At 57.6% G+C, this 20794-nt stretch carries 18 protein-coding genes and 3 tRNA genes; 19 read left to right on the top strand and 2 right to left on the bottom strand.

Annotated elements, in window-relative coordinates; genetic code table 11:
* Positions 1–78 precede the first annotated feature (78 nt).
* Genes carB through AB7M26_RS01495 form a run of 3 tightly spaced genes read left to right on the top strand, consistent with a single transcriptional unit; the run spans position 79 to position 4206 of the window.
* Positions 79–3300 carry a carbamoyl-phosphate synthase large subunit gene (gene carB / locus AB7M26_RS01505; RefSeq protein WP_123498879.1) on the top strand — a complete coding sequence of 1074 codons (3222 nt, stop codon included), beginning with the start codon at positions 79–81 and terminating at the stop codon, positions 3298–3300.
* Entirely contained in the window at positions 3297–3773 is a 477-nt protein-coding gene (gene greA / locus AB7M26_RS01500; RefSeq protein ID WP_123498881.1) for a transcription elongation factor GreA, read from the top strand. The genes carB and greA overlap by 4 nt, the downstream gene beginning before the upstream one ends.
* Before the next feature lie 28 nt (positions 3774–3801).
* Complete coding sequence (locus tag AB7M26_RS01495) at positions 3802–4206, top strand: MFS transporter (protein WP_123498883.1); 405 nt, start codon at positions 3802–3804, stop codon at positions 4204–4206.
* A 9-nt stretch (positions 4207–4215) separates the two neighbouring features.
* Here AB7M26_RS01495 and AB7M26_RS01490 read toward each other — a convergent pair whose 3' ends face one another.
* On the bottom strand, positions 4216–4524 hold the full coding sequence (locus AB7M26_RS01490; RefSeq protein ID WP_007900503.1) for a YhbY family RNA-binding protein: 309 nt from the start codon (positions 4522–4524) through the stop codon (positions 4216–4218).
* Positions 4525–4625: 101 nt separating this feature from the next.
* Between AB7M26_RS01490 and rlmE the strand changes: the two genes are divergently transcribed.
* From rlmE to AB7M26_RS01410, 16 genes are all read left to right on the top strand, one after another.
* Positions 4626–5255, top strand: coding sequence for a 23S rRNA (uridine(2552)-2'-O)-methyltransferase RlmE (rlmE, locus tag AB7M26_RS01485; RefSeq protein ID WP_007900501.1), 630 nt, complete (start codon positions 4626–4628; stop codon positions 5253–5255).
* 202 nt (positions 5256–5457) lie between these two features.
* Positions 5458–7368: an ATP-dependent zinc metalloprotease FtsH gene (ftsH, locus tag AB7M26_RS01480; RefSeq protein ID WP_123498885.1), complete on the top strand. Its 1911-nt coding sequence runs from the start codon at positions 5458–5460 to the stop codon at positions 7366–7368.
* Positions 7369–7376: 8 nt separating this feature from the next.
* Positions 7377–8228 carry a dihydropteroate synthase gene (folP, locus tag AB7M26_RS01475; RefSeq protein ID WP_019582454.1) on the top strand — a complete coding sequence of 284 codons (852 nt, stop codon included), beginning with the start codon at positions 7377–7379 and terminating at the stop codon, positions 8226–8228.
* A gap of 16 nt (positions 8229–8244) precedes the next feature.
* Positions 8245–9582 carry a phosphoglucosamine mutase gene (gene glmM, locus AB7M26_RS01470; protein WP_123498887.1) on the top strand — a complete coding sequence of 446 codons (1338 nt, stop codon included), beginning with the start codon at positions 8245–8247 and terminating at the stop codon, positions 9580–9582.
* Between the two features lie 66 nt (positions 9583–9648).
* Positions 9649–10404: a triose-phosphate isomerase gene (tpiA, locus tag AB7M26_RS01465; protein WP_038978906.1), complete on the top strand. Its 756-nt coding sequence runs from the start codon at positions 9649–9651 to the stop codon at positions 10402–10404.
* Positions 10405–10408: 4 nt separating this feature from the next.
* Positions 10409–10792, top strand: coding sequence for a preprotein translocase subunit SecG (gene secG, locus AB7M26_RS01460; RefSeq protein WP_030128079.1), 384 nt, complete (start codon positions 10409–10411; stop codon positions 10790–10792).
* A gap of 22 nt (positions 10793–10814) precedes the next feature.
* Positions 10815–10900: transfer RNA gene (locus AB7M26_RS01455), tRNA-Leu, on the top strand.
* Positions 10901–10996: 96 nt separating this feature from the next.
* Positions 10997–11073 (top strand) — tRNA-Met (locus tag AB7M26_RS01450).
* 138 nt (positions 11074–11211) lie between these two features.
* On the top strand, positions 11212–11670 hold the full coding sequence (gene rimP, locus AB7M26_RS01445; RefSeq protein ID WP_010463487.1) for a ribosome maturation factor RimP: 459 nt from the start codon (positions 11212–11214) through the stop codon (positions 11668–11670).
* A gap of 47 nt (positions 11671–11717) precedes the next feature.
* Positions 11718–13199 carry a transcription termination factor NusA gene (gene nusA / locus AB7M26_RS01440; RefSeq protein ID WP_007900474.1) on the top strand — a complete coding sequence of 494 codons (1482 nt, stop codon included), beginning with the start codon at positions 11718–11720 and terminating at the stop codon, positions 13197–13199.
* Between the two features lie 27 nt (positions 13200–13226).
* The gene (gene infB, locus AB7M26_RS01435) at positions 13227–15752 is read left to right on the top strand and encodes a translation initiation factor IF-2 (protein ID WP_063341586.1); all 2526 of its coding nucleotides are present in this window, start codon (positions 13227–13229) and stop codon (positions 15750–15752) included.
* 159 nt (positions 15753–15911) lie between these two features.
* A complete protein-coding gene (gene rbfA, locus AB7M26_RS01430; protein ID WP_007900467.1) occupies positions 15912–16313 on the top strand; it encodes a 30S ribosome-binding factor RbfA in 402 nt (133 codons plus the stop codon).
* A gap of 3 nt (positions 16314–16316) precedes the next feature.
* On the top strand, positions 16317–17234 hold the full coding sequence (gene truB, locus AB7M26_RS01425) for a tRNA pseudouridine(55) synthase TruB (protein WP_008067213.1): 918 nt from the start codon (positions 16317–16319) through the stop codon (positions 17232–17234).
* A 142-nt stretch (positions 17235–17376) separates the two neighbouring features.
* A complete protein-coding gene (rpsO, locus tag AB7M26_RS01420; RefSeq protein WP_003176135.1) occupies positions 17377–17646 on the top strand; it encodes a 30S ribosomal protein S15 in 270 nt (89 codons plus the stop codon).
* Positions 17647–17841: 195 nt separating this feature from the next.
* Positions 17842–19947, top strand: a complete 2106-nt coding sequence (pnp, locus tag AB7M26_RS01415; RefSeq protein WP_052965657.1) for a polyribonucleotide nucleotidyltransferase — start codon at positions 17842–17844, stop codon at positions 19945–19947.
* Between the two features lie 262 nt (positions 19948–20209).
* Positions 20210–20285 (top strand) — tRNA-Thr (locus tag AB7M26_RS01410).
* 8 nt (positions 20286–20293) lie between these two features.
* On the opposite strand, the gene AB7M26_RS01405 is transcribed toward AB7M26_RS01410, so the two are convergent.
* Positions 20294–20722 (bottom strand): hypothetical protein, encoded by a 429-nt coding sequence (locus tag AB7M26_RS01405; RefSeq protein WP_123498889.1) that lies wholly within the window; start codon positions 20720–20722, stop codon positions 20294–20296.
* Positions 20723–20794: the final 72 nt, after the last annotated feature.

Here is a 20794-nt window from a genome sequence, read left to right as displayed (position 1 = left end):
AAACCGGTGGTCCCCTCAAGGCTTCAGAGATTGAACAAGACGGCTTGCCGACTGACCTGCGGATTTGAGTGACAACCCATGCCAAAACGTACAGACATTAAAAGCATCCTGATTCTCGGCGCTGGCCCGATCGTGATCGGCCAGGCCTGCGAATTCGACTACTCCGGCGCCCAGGCCTGTAAAGCCCTGCGCGAGGAGGGTTACCGCGTCATCCTGGTGAACTCCAACCCGGCGACCATCATGACCGACCCGGCCATGGCCGACGCCACCTACATCGAACCGATCAAGTGGCAGACCGTTGCCAAGATCATCGAGAAAGAGCGTCCGGACGCGCTGCTGCCAACCATGGGTGGCCAGACTGCTCTGAACTGCGCCCTGGACCTGGAGCGCGAAGGCGTTCTGGAGAAGTTCGGCGTAGAAATGATCGGCGCCAACGCTGACACCATCGACAAGGCCGAAGACCGTTCGCGCTTCGACAAGGCGATGAAATCCATCGGTCTGGACTGCCCGCGTTCGGGTATCGCCCACAGCATGGAAGAGGCCAACGCGGTTCTCGAGCGTCTCGGCTTCCCGTGCATCATTCGTCCGTCCTTCACCATGGGCGGCACCGGTGGCGGTATCGCTTACAACCGTGAAGAGTTCGAAGAAATCTGCGCCCGCGGTCTGGACCTGTCGCCGACCAAAGAGCTGCTGATCGACGAATCGCTGATCGGCTGGAAAGAATATGAGATGGAGGTTGTTCGCGATAAGAAGGACAACTGCATCATCGTCTGCTCCATCGAAAACTTCGACCCGATGGGCGTGCACACCGGTGACTCGATCACCGTTGCGCCAGCACAGACCCTGACCGACAAGGAATACCAGATCCTGCGTAACGCCTCCCTGGCGGTGCTGCGCGAGATCGGCGTCGAGACTGGCGGTTCCAACGTCCAGTTCGGCATCTGCCCGAACACCGGCCGCATGGTTGTGATCGAGATGAACCCGCGGGTATCCCGTTCCTCGGCTCTGGCCTCGAAAGCGACCGGTTTCCCGATCGCCAAGGTCGCGGCAAAACTGGCTGTCGGTTACACCCTCGACGAGCTGTCGAACGACATCACCGGTGGCAAGACCCCGGCGTCCTTCGAGCCGTCCATCGACTACGTCGTTACCAAGCTGCCACGTTTCGCCTTCGAGAAGTTCCCGAAAGCCGACGCACGCCTGACCACTCAAATGAAGTCGGTCGGTGAAGTCATGGCCATCGGCCGGACCTTCCAGGAATCCCTGCAGAAAGCCCTGCGCGGTCTGGAAGTGGGCGTTTGCGGCCTGGACGAGAAGCTCGACCTGAGCAACCCGGAAAGCATGAGCATCCTCAAGCGCGAACTGACCGTGCCGGGCGCCGAGCGTATCTGGTACGTCGCTGACGCGTTCCGCGCCGGCCTGTCGGTCGAAGATATTTTCGGCATGAACATGATCGACCCGTGGTTCCTGGTGCAGATCGAAGATCTGATCAAGGAAGAAGAGAAGGTCAAGACCCTGGGTCTGGCCAGCATCGACCACGACGTGATGTTCCGCCTCAAGCGCAAAGGTTTCTCCGACATGCGTCTGGCCAAGCTGCTGGGCGTGACCGAGAAGGCTCTGCGTCGCCACCGTCACAAGCTGGAAATCTTCCCGGTCTACAAGCGTGTTGACACCTGCGCGGCCGAGTTCGCCACCGACACCGCTTACCTCTACTCGACGTACGAGGAAGAGTGCGAAGCCGCGCCGTCGGGCCGCGACAAGATCATGATCCTCGGCGGCGGTCCAAACCGTATCGGCCAGGGCATCGAGTTCGACTATTGCTGTGTACACGCGGCACTGGCCCTGCGCGAAGACGGTTACGAGACCATCATGGTCAACTGCAACCCGGAAACCGTTTCCACCGACTACGACACCTCCGATCGCCTGTACTTCGAACCAGTGACCCTGGAAGACGTACTGGAAATCGTCCGCGTCGAGAAGCCGAAAGGCGTGATCGTCCAGTACGGCGGCCAGACTCCGCTGAAACTGGCGCGTGCCCTGGAAGAAGCTGGCGTGCCAATCATCGGCACCAGCCCTGACGCCATCGACCGTGCCGAAGACCGTGAGCGCTTCCAGCAAATGGTTGAGCGTCTGAACCTGCGTCAGCCGCCAAACGCCACCGTGCGCAGCGAAGACGAAGCGATTCGTGCCGCGGCCAAGATCGGTTACCCGCTGGTGGTTCGTCCGTCCTACGTACTGGGCGGTCGCGCGATGGAAATCGTCTACGAAGAAGAAGAACTCAAGCGCTACCTGCGTGATGCGGTGAAAGTGTCCAACGACAGCCCGGTGCTGCTCGATCACTTCCTCAACTGCGCGATCGAAATGGACGTGGATGCAGTCTGCGACGGCACCGACGTGGTGATTGGCGCGATCATGCAGCACATCGAGCAGGCCGGCGTTCACTCCGGTGACTCCGCGTGCTCCCTGCCGCCGTACTCGCTGCCTGCTCACATCCAGGACGAGATGCGCGAACAGGTCAAGAAAATGGCCCTGGAACTGGGCGTTGTCGGCCTGATGAACGTTCAGTTGGCGCTGCAAGGCGAAGACATTTACGTCATCGAAGTCAACCCGCGCGCTTCCCGTACCGTACCGTTCGTGTCCAAGTGCATCGGTGTTTCCCTGGCAATGATCGCGGCTCGCGTGATGGCCGGTAAAACCCTGAAGGAAATCGGCTTCACCAAAGAAATCATTCCGAACTTCTACAGCGTGAAAGAGGCGGTGTTCCCATTCGCCAAATTCCCTGGCGTGGACCCGATCCTGGGCCCAGAGATGAAGTCCACCGGTGAAGTGATGGGCGTGGGCGACACCTTCGGCGAAGCCTTTGCCAAAGCCCAGATGGGCGCCAGCGAAGTGCTGCCGACTGGCGGTACCGCGTTCATCAGCGTGCGTGATGATGACAAGCCACTGGTTGCAGGCGTGGCCCGTGATCTGATCAACTTGGGCTTCGAGGTGGTCGCCACTGCCGGTACTGCCAGGCTGATCGAAGCCGCAGGCCTGAAAGTGCGTCGTGTGAACAAGGTGACCGAGGGTCGTCCGCACGTGGTCGACATGATCAAGAATGACGAAGTCACCCTGATCATCAACACCACCGAAGGTCGCCAGTCGATCGCCGATTCCTATTCCATTCGTCGTAATGCCTTGCAGCACAAGATCTACTGCACCACTACCATTGCTGCTGGCGAAGCTATCTGTGAAGCGCTGAAGTTCGGTCCCGAGAAGACCGTGCGCCGCTTGCAGGATCTACACGCAGGATTGAAGGCATGATCAAATACCCAATGACCGTCCGGGGCGCGAAAGCCCTGGAAGAAGAACACGCTCACCTGACCAAGGTCGTCCGTCCGAAGCTCAGCCAGGACATCGGCACGGCCCGCGAGTTGGGTGACTTGAAGGAAAACGCCGAATACCACGCCGCTCGCGAGCAGCAGGGGATGGTCGAGGCGCGGATTCGTGACATCGAAGGCCGGATTCAGAATCAGGTCATCATCGATGTCACGACCATTCCTCACACTGGCAAAGTGATTTTCGGCACCACCGTTGAAATCGCCAACGTCGAGACTGATGAGCGCGTCACTTACCACATCGTGGGTGAGGATGAGGCTGACTTCAAACTCGGCAAGATTTCGGTGGGTTCGCCACTGGCCCGTGCCTTGATTGCCAAGGAAGAGGGTGATGTGGTCGCCGTGAAAACGCCGGGTGGCGTTATCGAGTATGAGATTGTCGAAGTTCGCCACCTCTGAAAGAAGGCGCCCGCTCCGTGCGGGCGCCATGCTTTGGCAGCTGACCCAAATGTTGTGGGTTGGCGGCCTGTGGCTGTTGCACATCGGTCTGCTGCCGGTGCTGGGGCGAATAGGCCTGGCGCCGCTGCTGATCGACGAAATTGCAGGCATGCTGAATACGCTGATGGTGGGATTTGCCGCAGCGTGTGTGATTTTTCAGGTTTTGGTGCTGGTTCAGGCCGAGGGCCTTGCCAGTCTATGGCGCGATATTCGTGGGCAACTGCTGATGATGGCACTGTATGGGGGCGCGATGTATTTCGCGGTCCACGTCGGCTGGCCGCAGGCGGCGCATTGGCAGCTGTTCAGCTATCTTGTTCTGGGATTTTCCGGGCTGGTGCTGGTGATGCAGCCGGTGCCGGGATGGAGTGTGAGGGTGCGCGAAGCGCACCCTTGACCCTTGTCATCACTTGAAGCGATGGACGTTCGACAGCTGCTTGTTGACGCTGAAGTTCTTGCGGTAAATCAGTGCCATCTTGCCGATAACCTGAACCAGATCGGCTTTGCCGGCCTTGCAGAGTTCTGCAATGGCTGCCAGGCGCGATTCGCGATCGAGGATGTTGAGCTTGATTTTGATCAGCTCGTGATCCGCCAAAGCGCGTTCAAGTTCGGCTAACACACCTTCAGTCAAACCGTTGTCAGCCACAATCAAAACTGGTTTCAGATGGTGGCCAATGGATTTGTACTGTTTCTTCTGCTCTTGAGTGAGCGGCATAATCTGACCCTTTAGTCTGGATTCTGTAAAATGGCGGCCATTTTACCCGAGGGTTCGTGGATCCGCCCAATTAATCACGACCCTTATCATCGAGGTGCCCAATGGCGCGTTCCAAGACAAGCCTTGGTTGGCTGAAAAGACATGTCAATGATCCCTATGTGAAGCAGGCGCAGAAGGATGGTTACCGCTCGCGTGCGAGTTACAAGCTTCTGGAGGTCCAGGAGAAATACAAGCTGATCCGTCCGGGTATGAGCGTTGTCGACCTGGGTGCGGCGCCCGGCGGCTGGTCGCAGGTCACTAGTCGGCTGATCGGTGGTCAGGGGCGTCTGATCGCCTCGGACATCCTGGAAATGGACAGCATTCCGGATGTGACTTTCATCCAGGGTGACTTCACCCAGGACGAAGTGCTCGCTCAGATCCTTGAAGCCGTGGGTAATTCGCAGGTGGACCTTGTGATTTCCGATATGGCCCCCAATATGAGTGGTACGCCTGAGGTGGACATGCCAAAAGCCATGTTTCTATGTGAGCTGGCTCTTGATCTGGCGGCTCGGATACTCAAGCCGGGTGGTAATTTCGTGATCAAGGTGTTTCAGGGCGAAGGGTTTGATGCTTACGTGAAGGACGCTCGTCAGAAATTCGACAAGGTCCAGATGATCAAGCCGGACTCTTCCCGTGGCAGTTCCCGCGAGCAATACATGTTGGCTTGGGGCTACCGCGGCCGTAGTGAGTAAATCGAGGTTTTTTTGCGGGTCGATAGGTTTTTCGTATTTCGTCCCGTGAGCATTAGCGAATATTGTGTAGAAAGTGTTTCACAAAGGGTTACAGACGGCGCCTGCCAGAGCCGTAGGTAATGTAGTAAGTTAGGCCGGTGAATATCATGCGAAGCACGCGCCATTAGCGGAGCTTGCTTCAGAGGGTAGTTAATTGAACGATATGGCAAAGAATCTGATCCTGTGGTTGATCATCGCGGCTGTCCTGGTGACAGTGATGAACAACTTCTCCAGCCCTAACGAGCCGCAGACCCTCAACTATTCCGACTTCATCCAGCAGGTCAAGGATGGCAAGGTCGAGCGCGTGGCGGTTGATGGCTACGTGATTACCGGCAAGCGCAACGATGGCGACAGCTTCAAGACCATTCGTCCGGCAATCCAGGACAATGGTCTGATCGGCGACCTCGTGGATAACCACGTCGTAGTCGAAGGTAAGCAACCTGAGCAACAAAGCATCTGGACTCAACTCCTGGTCGCAAGCTTCCCGATCCTGGTGATCATCGCTGTCTTCATGTTCTTCATGCGGCAGATGCAGGGCGGTGCCGGTGGCAAGGGCGGGCCGATGAGTTTCGGCAAGAGCAAGGCGCGCTTGCTCTCCGAAGATCAGGTGAAAACCACTTTGGCTGACGTTGCCGGTTGCGACGAAGCCAAGGAAGAAGTTGGTGAACTGGTCGAATTCCTGCGTGATCCGGGCAAGTTCCAGCGTTTGGGCGGTCGCATTCCTCGTGGCGTGCTGATGGTTGGTCCTCCTGGTACTGGTAAAACCTTGATCGCCAAGGCGATTGCCGGCGAAGCCAAAGTGCCGTTCTTCACCATTTCCGGTTCCGATTTCGTCGAAATGTTCGTCGGTGTCGGTGCCAGTCGTGTTCGTGACATGTTCGAGCAGGCGAAGAAGCACGCGCCATGCATCATCTTCATCGATGAAATCGACGCCGTCGGTCGCCACCGTGGTGCCGGCATGGGCGGCGGTCACGACGAGCGCGAACAGACTCTCAACCAGTTGCTGGTAGAGATGGACGGCTTCGAAATGAATGACGGCATCATCGTCATTGCAGCAACCAACCGTCCCGACGTGCTGGACCCTGCATTGCTGCGTCCGGGCCGTTTCGACCGTCAGGTCGTGGTCGGTCTGCCGGATATCCGTGGTCGCGAGCAGATTCTCAAGGTCCACATGCGCAAAGTGCCAATGGGTGACGACGTCGCTCCGGCCGTGATCGCGCGTGGTACTCCTGGTTTCTCCGGTGCCGACCTGGCCAACCTGGTAAACGAGGCGTCGTTGTTCGCAGCCCGTGCCGGCAAGCGCATCGTCGAGATGAAAGAGTTCGAACTGGCCAAAGACAAGATCATGATGGGCGCCGAGCGCAAATCCATGGTCATGTCCGAGAAAGAGAAGCAGAACACTGCTTATCACGAAGCTGGTCACGCTATCGTCGGTCGCGTTGTCCCTGAGCATGACCCGGTCTACAAAGTGTCGATCATCCCGCGCGGTCGTGCGCTCGGTGTGACCATGTTCCTGCCGGAAGAAGATCGCTACAGCCTGTCCAAGCGTGCGCTGATCAGCCAGATCTGCTCGCTGTACGGCGGTCGTATCGCTGAAGAAATGACCCTGGGCTTCGACGGTGTCACCACCGGAGCATCCAACGACATCATGCGTGCCAGCCAGATCGCACGGAACATGGTGACCAAGTGGGGCTTGTCGGAAAAACTCGGCCCGTTGATGTACGCCGAAGAAGAGGGCGAAGTGTTCCTCGGTCGTGGCGGCGGCGGTCAACATGCCAGCTTCTCCGGCGAGACAGCCAAGCTGATCGATTCCGAAGTGCGCAGCATCATTGACCAGTGCTACGGCACGGCCAAGCAGATCCTTACGGATAACCGTGACAAGCTCGATGCCATGGCGGATGCCTTGATGAAGTACGAGACGATCGATGCCGATCAGATCGATGACATCATGGCGGGTCGTACGCCTCGCGAACCTCGCGACTGGTCTGGCAGCAGCGATACTTCCGGTACCCCTCCGGCTGTGCAGGATGGGCGTCCGGAAACACCAATCGGTGGCCCGGCTGCTGACGTATAAGGTTTGAAATGACTTCTGTTCAGTCCTCGACCCGGTTGCCTTGCGGCAACCGGGTTCTTGATTTGGCCCAGACGCATGTCATGGGCATTCTCAATGTCACTCCCGACTCCTTTTCCGATGGCGGCCGATACAGTCAGCTGGATGCGGCCCTGCGCCATGCTGAGGCGATGGTGGCGGCTGGCGCGACGCTGATCGACGTTGGTGGTGAATCGACCCGGCCCGGTGCCAGGGCGGTTTCACCGCTTGAAGAGCTCGAGCGTGTAGCGCCTATCGTTGAGCGCATCAGTCGTGAACTCGATGTGATCATCTCGGTCGATACCTCCACACCGGCAGTTATGCGTGAAACCGCAAGGCTGGGGGCGGGTTTGATCAATGATGTGCGTTCGTTGCGTCGAGATGGCGCTCTGGATGCGGCAGCGGCTACCGGCTTGCCGGTATGTCTGATGCATATGCTCGGTGAGCCGGGCGACATGCAGGACAATCCGCAGTACCAGGATGTGACGAAAGAGGTCGGCGAGTTTCTCGCCGAGCGCATGGTTCAGTGTGCGTCGGTAGGCATCCCTGCTGAGCGGATCATCCTCGATCCGGGCTTCGGCTTCGCGAAAACCTTGCAGCACAACCTGAGCTTGTTTAAGCATATGGAGGCCTTGCATGCCTTGGGGCGGCCCCTGTTGGTCGGGGTTTCGCGAAAGAGCATGATCGGGCAAGCCTTGAATCGGCCGGTGGGAGAGCGTCTGCATGGCGGTTTGGCGCTCGCGGCACTGGCTTCAGTCAAGGGGGCGCGTATATTGCGCGTCCATGATGTGGCCGAAACCGTTGATGTGGTGCGGATGATCGCCGCCGTAGAATCAGCCGAATAAGAATGATGGAGTACTTATGAGCAAAAAATACTTTGGCACCGACGGCATTCGTGGTCGGGTCGGTGAATACCCGATTACTCCTGATTTCATGCTCAAGCTTGGCTGGGCGGCAGGCATGGCATTTCGCAGCATGGGTGCCTGCAAGGTGCTCGTGGGCAAGGACACCCGGATCTCTGGTTACATGTTCGAGTCGGCGCTTGAGGCCGGGCTGACCTCGGCAGGTGCTGATGTGATGCTCCTGGGGCCGATGCCGACGCCGGCCATCGCCTATCTGACACGTACCTTTCATGCTGAAGCCGGCATCGTGATCAGCGCTTCGCACAACCCTCATGACGACAACGGCATCAAATTTTTCTCCGGGAAGGGCACCAAGCTTCCGGATGAAGTCGAGTTGATGATTGAAGAGTTGCTCGACACCCCTATGACCGTGGTTGAGTCGAGCAAGATCGGCAAGGTATCGCGAATCAACGATGCCTCGGGCCGTTATATCGAATTCTGCAAGAGCAGCGTTCCGACCGGCACCAGTTTTGCCGGGCTGAAGATCGTGATCGACTGTGCCCACGGTGCGACCTATAAAGTGGCGCCTAGTGTGTTCCGTGAGCTGGGGGCCGATGTCGTTGTGCTTTCTGCTCATCCTAATGGCCTGAACATCAATGAGAATTGCGGTTCAACCCATATGGAGCCGCTGCAAGCTGCCGTATTGGCCGAGCACGCCGATTTGGGTATTGCCTTTGATGGAGATGGTGACCGGGTCCAGATGGTTGATCACACTGGCGCTGTCGTCGACGGTGACGAGTTGCTGTTCATCATTGCTCGCGATCTGCAAGAGCGCGGCAAGTTGCAGGGCGGTGTGGTCGGTACGCTGATGAGTAACCTGGGGCTGGAATTGGCCTTGGCGGATCTGGCCATTCCTTTTGTGCGCGCCAACGTTGGCGACCGTTACGTGATCTCCGAGTTGCTGGAGCGCGATTGGCAGGTGGGCGGGGAAAACTCGGGGCACATTGTCTGCTTCAGTCATACCACCACCGGTGATGCAATTATTGCCGCGCTGCAGGTGTTGATGGCCCTGAAGAGGCGCGCAGAAGGCCTGGCTCAGTCCCGTCAGGCGTTGCGCAAGTGTCCTCAGGTGCTGATCAATGTCCGGTTTGGCGGTGGTGCGAATCCACTCGAACATCCGACCGTCAAGGAAGCGAGTGATCGTGTCACTCAGGCGATGGCCGGTCGTGGGCGCGTACTTTTACGCAAGTCCGGGACAGAGCCGCTGGTGCGGGTCATGGTCGAGGGCGAGGACGAAACGCAGGTTCGCGGTTACGCCGAAGAGCTGGCAAAACTGGTAACTGAAGTTTCTGTCTGATTTCGGCTTGCCAGCCATGATTGTGTTGGGTAACATCTGCGCCCACTTTGACCGACGAGGTACAGCATGCGTCGCCCTATGGTAGCTGGTAACTGGAAGATGCACGGTACCCGCGCCAGCGTCGCTGAGCTGATCAATGGCCTTAGTCATCTGGCTTTGCCAAGCGGTGTTGATGTCGCGGTATTCCCGCCTTGCTTGCATATCAATCAAGTGATTGATGGCTTGAAAGGCAAGTCGATTTCGGTCGGCGCGCAGAATTCTGCAGTGGAATCCATGCAAGGTGCATTGACCGGTGAAATTGCGCCGAGTCAATTGGTGGATGCAGGTTGTTCCCTGGTGCTTGTCGGGCACTCTGAACGCCGCCAGATAATGGGCGAGCAGGATGGAATGCTGATTCGCAAGTTCGCAGCGGCGCAGGCATGTGGCTTGATTCCGGTGTTGTGCGTAGGGGAAACCCTCGAAGAGCGCGAAGCTGGAAAAACTCTTGAGGTTGTCGGGCGTCAGCTTGGCAGTATCATTGAGGAGCTGGGTGTAGGTGTCTTTGCAAAGGCAGTAATCGCTTACGAGCCGGTCTGGGCCATTGGCACCGGGCTGACTGCTTCGCCGCAACAGGCGCAGGATGTGCACGCAGCCATTCGCGCTCAGTTGGCGGCAGAGAATTCTGAAGTCGCGCAAGGTGTGCGGCTTCTATACGGCGGCAGCGTGAAGGCGGCCAATGCGGTCGAACTGTTCGGCATGCCGGATATCGATGGGGGGCTCATTGGTGGGGCTTCCCTGAATGCAGATGAGTTCGGTGCGATTTGTCGCGCCGCGGGAAACTGAAAAAATGCTGGAAACAGTCGTAGTCGTTTTTCATCTGCTGGGTGCATTGGGCGTAGTTGCTCTGGTTTTGCTGCAGCAGGGTAAAGGTGCGGATGCTGGCGCGTCTTTCGGAGCAGGTGCTTCAAATACTGTGTTCGGAAGCCAAGGTTCCTCTACCTTTCTTAGTAAGTTTACTGCTATACTTGCCGCCGGTTTCTTCATAACCAGCTTGGGGTTAGGTTACTTTGCTAAAGAGAAGGCTCATGAGCTGACTCAAGTAGGTTTGCCAAATCCAGCAGTGTTGGAAGTTCCAAAGCAACAACCGGCTTCTGATGATGTCCCGGTGCTTCAAGAGCAAAAGTCGGCTACTCCAGCGACTGACGTGCCTCCAGCTCAAGAGCAGAAGTAAGAAGGGTTTCAAACGTAGTATTGCCGAGGTGGTGGAATTGGTAGACACGCAACCTTGAGGTGGTTGTGCCCATAGGGTGTAGGGGTTCGAGTCCCCTTCTCGGTACCAATTATCAGGAGAGCCCGCTGTTGCGGGCTTTCTTGTAGGTGGAAGGTTACATTGACCCTGTCAGGGATCGGTCGTATACTTCCGCCCCAGCTTTGTCGCGGGGTGGAGCAGTCTGGTAGCTCGTCGGGCTCATAACCCGAAGGTCGTCGGTTCAAATCCGGCCCCCGCAACCAGTTTAAGGAGCCCCTTTTCAGGGGCTTTTTGTTAGCTGGACACTTTCAACGCCGCTGTTCAACGGCGTTTCAAGGATGGGCGTTTCGCCCATTTTTTTATTTTGCACAGCATGCACATACATGCACGAGGGGGTTCAGGTGTCGAGCAAGCTAGAAGAGTTGCAGGCCTTGCTGGCCCCGGTGGTCGTGGCCCTAGGCTATGAATGCTGGGGTATTGAGTTTTCGGCTCAAGGTCGCCACTCAATGTTGCGCGTTTATATTGATAAAGAGGGCGGCGTGCTGGTGGACGATTGTGCCATCGTCAGCCGTCAGATCAGCGGTGTACTGGATGTTGAAGATCCGATCGCCGTTGAATACACCCTTGAAGTTTCCTCGCCTGGCATGGAACGCCCACTGTTCACTATTGAGCAGTTTGCAAAATTTGCCGGTGAACAAGTGAAGATCAAGCTGCGCTCGCCTTTTGAAGGTCGGCGCAACTTTCAGGGCCTTCTGCGCGGTGTAGAAGAGCAGGACGTTGTGGTGCAGGTTGAAGACCATGAGTTCCTGTTGCCGATCGATATGATCGACAAGGCCAACATTATTCCCAGTTTTGACTGAGACGCGGATCCCGCGGATCCAATGGCTTGCGAAAGGCGAGGCGTACGATGAGCAAAGAAGTACTGCTGGTTGTTGAGTCGGTATCCAATGAAAAGGGCGTACCGGCAAACGTAATTTTTGAAGCGCTGGAGCTGGCTCTGGCCACTGCTACCAAAAAGCGTTTTGAGGACGAAGTCGATCTGCGTGTGGAAATCAATCGCCACACCGGTGCTTACGAGACATTCCGTCGCTGGACGGTCGTCGAAGAAGCAGACCTGGACGATCCGGCCATCGAAACCTGGCCAAGCAAGGTTGCCGAAACGCATCCTGGCGCCAAGGTCGGCGATGTTGTCGAAGAAAAGATCGAATCCATCGAGTTCGGCCGCATTGCTGCACAGACTGCCAAGCAAGTCATCGTGCAGAAAGTTCGCGAAGCCGAGCGTGCTCAAGTCGTCGACGCCTACCGCGAGCGCCTGGGGGAAATCATCTCCGGCACCGTGAAGAAAGTCACCCGCGACAACGTGATCGTCGACCTGGGCAATAACGCTGAAGCGTTGCTGGCCCGTGAAGACATCATTTCTCGCGAAACCTTCCGGGTTGGCGTGCGTCTGCGTGCGCTGCTCAAGGAAATCCGCACCGAGAACCGCGGCCCTCAGTTGATCCTGTCGCGTACCGCGCCGGAAATGCTGATCGAGTTGTTCCGCATCGAAGTGCCGGAAATCGCTGAGGGCCTGATCGAAGTAATGGCTGCGTCCCGCGACCCGGGTTCGCGCGCCAAGATCGCGGTCCGCTCCAAGGACAAACGCATTGACCCGCAAGGCGCTTGCATCGGTATGCGCGGTTCGCGCGTCCAGGCAGTGTCCGGCGAGTTGGGCGGTGAGCGTGTGGATATCGTCCTGTGGGACGATAACCCGGCGCAGTTCGTGATCAATGCAATGTCGCCGGCTGAAGTGGCGGCAATTATCGTTGACGAAGATGCCCATGCAATGGACATCGCCGTTGGCGCAGACAATCTGGCTCAGGCCATCGGTCGCGGTGGTCAGAACGTGCGTCTGGCTAGCCAGTTGACTGGCTGGACCCTGAACGTGATGACCGAATCGGACATCCAGGCTAAGCAGCAAGCAGAAACCGGCGACATCCTGCGCAACTTCATCGACGAGCTGGAAGTCGACGAAGACCTGGCACAGGTGCTGGTAGATGAAGGCTTCACCAGCCTGGAAGAGATTGCCTACGTACCGTTGGAAGAAATGCTCAACATCGACGGCTTTGACGAAGAAACCGTCAACGAGCTTCGCGCTCGCGCCAAGGATCGTTTGTTGACTAAAGCCATCGCTACTGAGGAAAAGCTGGCAGACGCCCATCCGGCCGAAGACCTGCTCTCGCTTGAGGGTATGGACAAGGATTTGGCGATGGAACTGGCGGTGCGCGGCGTAATTACCCGCGAAGACCTGGCCGAGCAGTCTATTGACGACCTGCTCGACATCGACGGCATTGACGATGATCGTGCCGGCAAGTTGATCATGGCCGCCCGAGCCCATTGGTTCGAGTAATTAGGCGCGGCCTGAGGAGAGAAGTGCATGACGCAAGTCACGGTGAAACAACTGGCCGATGAGGTCAAAACACCGGTAGAGCGCCTGTTGCAGCAGATGCGTGAGGCAGGTCTGCCGCACACCGCCGCCGATGAAGGTGTGAGCGATAGTGAGAAGCAGTCTTTGCTGACTCACTTGAAGAGCAGCCACAAGGCGAAAGTGGAAGAACCGCGCAAGATTACATTGCAGCGCAAAACCACCAGCACCCTGCGTGTTGCTGGTAGCAAGAGCATCAGCGTTGAAGTACGCAAGAAGAAAGTCTTCGTACAACGCAGCCCGGAAGAAATCGAAGCCGAGCGCAAACGCGAACTGGAAGAACGCCGCGCAGTAGAAAATGCTGCTCGTCAGAAGGCTGAAGAAGAAGCCAAGCGTCGCGCCGAAGAAGAAGCGCGTCGCCAGCCTGCTGCTGCGCAAACCGCTACTAACGACGCCGTTGCAGCGCCTGCTGCAGTTGCCGAACCAGTGCGTGAAAGCGCGCCGGTTGTTGCAGCTGCACCAGCACCTGCGGCCGACACTCGTAAGCGCGACGAACAGCGTCGTCCGGACAAACCACGTGCCGACGATGCCAATCGTCGTGGCAGTGGCGATGGCGAGCGCAAAAACGCTCCGCATCGTGCTTCGGTCAAGGAAAAAGCGCCTGCTCCACGTGTTGCGCCACGTACTACCGACGAAGAAAGCGATGGCTTCCGTCGTGGTGGTCGCGGCAAGGCCAAGCTGAAGAAACGCAACGCCCACGGTTTCCAGAGCCCAACCGGCCCTGTTGTGCGCGAAGTGAAGATCGGCGAGACCATCACTGTTGGCGATCTCGCCCAGCAGATGTCGGTCAAGGCTGCTGAAATCATCAAGTTCATGTTCAAACTGGGTACTCCAGCGACCATCAACCAGGTACTGGATCAGGAAACTGCCCAACTGGTTGCCGAAGAGCTGGGCCACAAAGTGACCCTGGTCAGCGACACCGCCCTGGAAGATTCCCTGGCCGAGTCCCTGAAGTTTGAAGGTGAAGCGTTCTCCCGTGCACCGGTTGTGACCGTAATGGGTCACGTTGACCACGGTAAGACCTCGCTGCTCGACTACATCCGTCGTGCCAAGGTAGCTGCTGGCGAAGCCGGTGGTATCACCCAGCACATCGGTGCGTACCACGTTGAAACCGAACGCGGCATGGTCACCTTCCTCGACACCCCTGGTCACGCCGCGTTTACCGCCATGCGTGCCCGTGGTGCCAAGGCGACCGACATCGTGATCCTGGTGGTTGCAGCGGACGACGGCGTAATGCCGCAGACCGTTGAAGCCGTTCAGCACGCCAAGGCTGCTGGTGTTCCGCTGGTTGTTGCCGTGAACAAAATCGACAAGCCGGGCGCCGATCTCGATCGCATCCGTAGCGAATTGTCGGTTCACGGCGTGACCTCGGAAGAGTGGGGCGGCGACACCCCGTTCGTATCGGTTTCGGCGAAAGTCGGTACTGGTGTGGACGAGTTGCTCGAAGCTGTTCTGCTGCAAGCTGAAGTTCTCGAACTGAAAGCGACCCCTTCGGCTCCTGGCCGTGGCGTTGTGGTTGAATCGCGTCTTGACAAAGGTCGTGGCCCGGTTGCAACCGTTCTGGTTCAAGACGGTACCCTGCGCCAAGGCGACATGGTGCTGGTCGGTTCGAACTATGGCCGCGTTCGCGCCATGCTCGACGAGAACGGCAAGCCAATCAAGGAAGCCGGTCCTTCCATCCCTGTCGAGATTCTCGGCCTGGACGGTACCCCGGACGCTGGCGACGAGATGAGCGTTGTTGCCGACGAGAAGAAAGCCCGTGAAGTGGCTCTGTTCCGTCAAGGCAAGTTCCGCGAAGTCAAACTGGCCCGCGCTCACGCTGGCAAGCTTGAAAACATCTTCGAGAACATGGGTCAGGAAGAGAAGAAGACGCTCAACATCGTCCTCAAATCCGACGTCCGTGGTTCGCTGGAAGCGTTGAACGGTGCCTTGAATGGCCTGGGTAACGACGAAGTGCAAGTGCGTGTGGTCGGTGGCGGTGTCGGTGGTATCACCGAATCCGACGCCAACCTGGCCCTGGCCTCCAACGCTGTACTGTTCGGCTTCAACGTGCGTGCCGATGCTGGCGCTCGCAAGATCGTCGAGCAGGAAGGTCTGGATATGCGTTACTACAACGTGATCTACGACATCATCGAAGACGTCAAGAAAGCCCTCACCGGTATGCTGGGCAGCGATGTTCGCGAGAACATCCTGGGTACCGCTGAAGTGCGTGACGTGTTCCGTTCGCCGAAGTTTGGCGCGATCGCCGGTTGCATGGTTATCGAAGGTGTTGTTCACCGTAACCGTCCAATCCGTGTACTGCGTGAAGACATCGTTATCTTCGAAGGCGAGCTGGAATCCCTGCGCCGCTTCAAGGATGACGCTTCCGAAGTACGTGCCGGCATGGAATGCGGTATCGGCGTGAAGAGCTACAACGACGTCAAGGTCGGCGACAAGATCGAAGTCTTCGAGAAGGTGCAGGTTGCTCGCAGCCTCTAACTCGCGCACTTCAAGGGCCACGATGAGCCGCCGCATGCAGATGCGCGGCGCAACGTCCGGACTCTAAACGCAACGCCCGGTCTGGCTTTTGTCAGGCCGGGCGTTTGCCGCTTTCAGACCCCTCGGGTTTCACCGTGGGGCAGTAACAGGTAACAAGACATGGCAAAAGAATACAGCCGTACCCAACGTATCGGCGATCAGATGCAGCGTGAGCTGGCACAGCTGATCCGTCGTGAAGTCAAAGACCCGCGCGTCGGTCTGGTCACCATTACCGCTGTTGAAGTCAGCCGTGACGTCGGTCACGCCAAGATCTTCATCACCGTGATGGGCCAGGACAGCCGCGACGACATCGCGCAAAGCATCAAGGTGCTCAACTCCGCCGCCGGTTTCCTGCGTATGCAGTTGGCTCGCGAAATGAAGTTGCGCAGCGTTCCGCAGTTGCACTTCCATTACGACGAAAGCGTCGTGCGTGGCGCGCACCTGTCGGCCCTGATCGAGCGTGCGGTGGCTGAAGACAATCAGCACCCGGTAGCGGCTGAACCCGAAGACGCCAAGGAGTAATCGGTGGCTCAGGTCAAACGTATCCGTCGTAACGTCAGCGGCATCATCCTGCTCGACAAGCCGCTGGGGTTCACCTCCAACGCGGCATTGCAGAAGGTTCGCTGGTTGCTCAATGCCGAGAAGGCCGGGCACACCGGCAGTCTCGATCCGCTGGCCACCGGCGTGCTGCCGTTGTGCTTTGGCGAGGCCACCAAGTTCTCGCAATACTTGCTAGATTCCGACAAGGCTTATGAAACCCTGGCGCAACTGGGCAAGACCACCACCACGGCCGATGCTGAAGGTGAAGTTTTGCTGGAACGCCCGGTGACCGTTGGTCGCGCCGATATCGAAGCTGTGCTGCCGAAATTTCGTGGGCAAATCAGTCAGATACCGCCGATGTACTCGGCGCTCAAGCGTGATGGGCAGCCGCTGTACAAGCTGGCCCGTGCAGGCGAAGTAGTGGAGCGTGAACCGCGTTCTGTTACTATTGCGCGCTTGGAATTACTGGCCTTTGAGGGTGATACTGCGCGGCTTGCGGTGGATTGCAGCAAAGGCACCTATATCCGCACCCTGGTGGAGGATATCGGTGAGCAACTCGGTTGTGGCGCTTACGTGGCTGAATTGCGACGTACCCAGGCCGGGCCTTTCACGCTTGCACAGACCGTCACTCTGGAAGAGCTTGAAGCGGTACATGCCGAAGGCGGCAACGAAGCGGTCGACCGCTTTCTGATGCCATCGGACAGCGGCCTGCTGGACTGGCCACTGTTGCATTTCTCGGAGCACAGCGCGTTCTACTGGCTTAACGGCCAACCGGTACGCGCCCCGGATGCACCGAAGTTCGGCATGGTACGGGTACAGGATCACAACGGTCGTTTCATCGGTATCGGTGAAGTGAGCGAAGACGGGCGCATCGCGCCACGTCGACTGATTCGGTCAGAATGACCGGAACCGGCCTGTGTAACAGCAGGTCGGCGAGTGTGGCTGTTAACAGGCACGGTCACTACTCATTTATAGATACAGGGATTTGTCCCTGGCCTGTTGAAGCTGTTTCTTTGAAACAGTTTCCTGATAAAAGGATTGCCTCATGGCTCTCGACGTTCAAGAAAAAGCTCAAATCGTAGCTGACTACCAGCAAGCTGTTGGTGACACTGGTTCGCCAGAAGTGCAAGTTGCACTGCTGACCCACAACATCAACAAGCTGCAAGGTCACTTCAAGGCCAACGGTAAAGATCACCACTCCCGTCGTGGTCTGATCCGCATGGTAAACCAGCGCCGTAAGCTGCTGGACTACCTGAAAGGCAAGGATCTGGGCCGTTACCAGGCTCTGATCGGTCGCCTGGGTCTGCGTCGCTAATAAGCGATTGCGCTAGAGGTTGGTTGTTTGCTGTGTGCCAGCGGGTTTCCCGCCGGTACATGGCAGGCTCCCAGCCTCAAGTTTTATCTGGATAGTCGTTTTACCCTGGACAGGCGTTGGGCCGATTCCCGACATTGCCCAAGAATTTCGCAAGAAGACAAGTTCCCCAAGAGCCACAAAAGAAGGTAGGACACCGTGAACCCGGTAATCAAAAAATTCCAGTTCGGTCAGTCGACCGTTACCCTCGAGACTGGCCGTATCGCCCGTCAGGCCTCCGGCGCAGTATTGGTCACCGTTGACGACGACGTCAGCGTATTGGTGACCGTAGTCGGTGCCAAACAAGCCGATCCAGGCAAGGGCTTCTTCCCTCTGTCCGTTCACTACCAGGAAAAGACTTACGCTGCCGGTAAGATCCCTGGCGGTTTCTTCAAGCGTGAAGGCCGTCCTTCCGAGAAAGAAACCCTGACTTCCCGACTGATCGACCGTCCGATCCGTCCGCTGTTCCCGGAAGGCTTCATGAACGAAGTGCAGGTTGTCTGCACCGTCGTTTCCACCAGCAAAAAGACCGATCCGGACATCGCTGCGATGATCGGTACCTCGGCTGCGCTGGCCATCTCCGGCATTCCTTTCGATGGCCCGATCGGCGCTGCCCGCGTTGCGTTCCATGAAAGCACCGGTTACCTGCTGAACCCGACTTACGAACAACTGAAAGCTTCGAGCCTGGACATGGTCGTTGCCGGTACTTCGGAAGCCGTGTTGATGGTTGAATCGGAAGCCAAAGAGCTGACCGAAGACCAGATGCTGGGCGCTGTACTGTTTGCTCACGACGAGTTCCAGGTGGTAATCAACGCCGTTAAAGAACTGGCCGCTGAAGCCGCCAAGCCAACCTGGACCTGGGCTCCTCAGCCAGAAGCCACCGCACTGCTGGGCGCTATCCGTGCCGAGTTCGGCGAAGCGATCTCCCAGGCTTACACCATCACCGTCAAAGCCGACCGTTATGCACGTCTGGGCGAGCTGAAAGACCAGGTTGTTGCCAACCTGTCCGGTGAAGAAGGTCAGCCGACCTCCGCTGAAGTCAAAGCGGCTTTCGGTGAAATCGAATACCGCACCGTTCGCGAAAACATCGTTAACGGCAAGCCACGTATCGACGGTCGCGACACCAAGACCGTACGTCCGCTGAACATCGAAGTCGGCGTTCTGCCGAAGACCCACGGTTCGGCACTGTTCACCCGTGGCGAAACCCAGGCCCTGGTAGTCGCGACGCTGGGTACTGCCCGTGACGCACAACTGCTGGACACCCTGGAAGGCGAGAAAAAAGACCCGTTCATGCTGCACTACAACTTCCCTCCGTTCTCGGTAGGTGAGTGTGGTCGCATGGGTGGCGCTGGTCGTCGCGAAATCGGTCACGGCCGTCTGGCCCGTCGTTCCGTTCAGGCCATGCTGCCTGCTGCCGACGTGTTCCCGTACACCATCCGTGTTGTGTCGGAAATCACCGAGTCCAACGGTTCGAGCTCCATGGCTTCGGTCTGCGGCGCTTCCCTGGCTCTGATGGATGCCGGCGTTCCGATGAAGGCACCGGTTGCCGGTATCGCCATGGGTCTGGTTAAAGAAGGCGAGAAATTCGCTGTCCTGACCGACATCCTGGGCGACGAAGATCACCTCGGCGACATGGACTTCAAAGTAGCCGGTACCGCCAAAGGTGTTACCGCGCTGCAGATGGACATCAAGATCAAGGGCATCACCGAAGAAATCATGGAAATCGCTCTGGGCCAAGCCCTGGAAGCGCGCCTGAATATCCTCGGTCAGATGAACCAGATCATTGGCCAGTCGCGTACCGAGCTGTCGGAAAACGCTCCGACCATGATCGCGATGAAAATCGACACCGACAAAATCCGTGATGTCATCGGTAAAGGCGGCGCGACCATTCGTGCGATCTGTGAAGAAACCAAGGCTTCGATCGATATCGAAGACGACGGTTCGATCAAGATCTTCGGCGAAACCAAGGAAGCTGCAGAAGCTGCGCGTCAGCGCGTTCTGGGCATCACCGCTGAAGCCGAGATCGGTAAGATCTACGTCGGTAAGGTTGAGCGCATCGTCGACTTCGGCGCATTCGTCAACATCCTGCCGGGCAAGGACGGTCTGGTTCACATCTCGATGCTGAGCGATGCTCGCGTTGAGAAAGTGACCGACATCCTGAAAGAAGGCCAGGAAGTGGAAGTACTGGTACTGGACGTGGACAACCGCGGCCGTATCAAGCTGTCCATCAAAGACGTAGCAGCAGCCAAGGCTTCGGGTGTTTAATCACTCCCACGCCTGACCGCTTCAACGTTATAAAAAATGCCCCGCCGTGAAAACGGCGGGGCATTTTTTTGTGTGCAGGAAAGTATTGAGCATGAACTTACTGTGGCGAGGGAGCTTGCTCCCGCTGGGTTGCGAAGCGACCCTGATGCATTACGCCAGGCCACTGCGTGTACCAGTTTACGGCTGCTGAGCAGCCGAGCGGGAGCAAGCTCCCTCGCCACAAGTTGCCGGACCCCGAAGCCAGTGCTAGGTTTAGCCCACAGCCCGTGTAGCTCAGCCGGTAGAGCAGCGCACTCGTAACGCGAAGGTCGCAGGTTCGATTCCTGTCTCGGGCACCACTTCTCGCTTATTTCACCTTTCTGCTCAAATCCTCAACAGTGCGCTTGAGCTGATCCATCGCGCGCTCCTGATCACTGATTTCCCGTTTGAGGCTCGAGATTTCGCTGTTGTTCGAGCTTGAGCTGGAGCCGTTGTTGCGTTTGAGTTCTTCGATCTGACGGGCCTGCTCGCTGAGGGTGCGCTTCTGGCTTTCCAGTTCGGTGGCATTGGCCTTCACGGTTTTTTGCAGGCTCTCCAGATCATCGATGCTGACGCTGGTTCTGACGAGTGTGTCCTTGCCGAACGAATTGTGGAGGGCGCAGATTTTGTCGGAGTACAACGCAGGGTCAGAGGTGACTTCGACAGCCGCTTGAGCGGCACTGGCCAATGTCAGGCTGCCAAGCAGCAGGGTAGCGGTGGCAAGCTGGGCAGACAAAAGCTTCGAAAAACTGCGCATCACTGGGGTTCCTTGTGAAGTGCCGATATGGCACATCGCTATGACTTTGGATTTCAACTTATGTTCCTAAAG

Source organism: Pseudomonas sp. F-14 TE3482 (assembly GCF_053629455.1).
Note: the sequence above shows the minus strand (reverse complement) of the source record. Positions and strands in the feature narration are given on the sequence as shown.

Bases quoted from the DNA above. Each gene is read 5' to 3' on its own strand.
- carB (WP_123498879.1), top strand. From the start codon at position 79: ATGCCAAAACGTACAGACATTAAAAGCATCCTGATTCTCGGCGCTGGC.
- greA (WP_123498881.1), top strand. From the start codon at position 3,297: ATGATCAAATACCCAATGACCGTCCGGGGCGCGAAAGCCCTGGAAGAA.
- AB7M26_RS01495 (WP_123498883.1), top strand. From the start codon at position 3,802: ATGCTTTGGCAGCTGACCCAAATGTTGTGGGTTGGCGGCCTGTGGCTG.
- AB7M26_RS01490 (WP_007900503.1), bottom strand. From the start codon at position 4,524: ATGCCGCTCACTCAAGAGCAGAAGAAACAGTACAAATCCATTGGCCAC.
- rlmE (WP_007900501.1), top strand. From the start codon at position 4,626: ATGGCGCGTTCCAAGACAAGCCTTGGTTGGCTGAAAAGACATGTCAAT.
- ftsH (WP_123498885.1), top strand. From the start codon at position 5,458: ATGGCAAAGAATCTGATCCTGTGGTTGATCATCGCGGCTGTCCTGGTG.
- folP (WP_019582454.1), top strand. From the start codon at position 7,377: ATGACTTCTGTTCAGTCCTCGACCCGGTTGCCTTGCGGCAACCGGGTT.
- glmM (WP_123498887.1), top strand. From the start codon at position 8,245: ATGAGCAAAAAATACTTTGGCACCGACGGCATTCGTGGTCGGGTCGGT.
- tpiA (WP_038978906.1), top strand. From the start codon at position 9,649: ATGCGTCGCCCTATGGTAGCTGGTAACTGGAAGATGCACGGTACCCGC.
- secG (WP_030128079.1), top strand. From the start codon at position 10,409: ATGCTGGAAACAGTCGTAGTCGTTTTTCATCTGCTGGGTGCATTGGGC.
- nusA (WP_007900474.1), top strand. From the start codon at position 11,718: ATGAGCAAAGAAGTACTGCTGGTTGTTGAGTCGGTATCCAATGAAAAG.
- infB (WP_063341586.1), top strand. From the start codon at position 13,227: ATGACGCAAGTCACGGTGAAACAACTGGCCGATGAGGTCAAAACACCG.
- rbfA (WP_007900467.1), top strand. From the start codon at position 15,912: ATGGCAAAAGAATACAGCCGTACCCAACGTATCGGCGATCAGATGCAG.
- rpsO (WP_003176135.1), top strand. From the start codon at position 17,377: ATGGCTCTCGACGTTCAAGAAAAAGCTCAAATCGTAGCTGACTACCAG.
- AB7M26_RS01405 (WP_123498889.1), bottom strand. From the start codon at position 20,722: ATGCGCAGTTTTTCGAAGCTTTTGTCTGCCCAGCTTGCCACCGCTACC.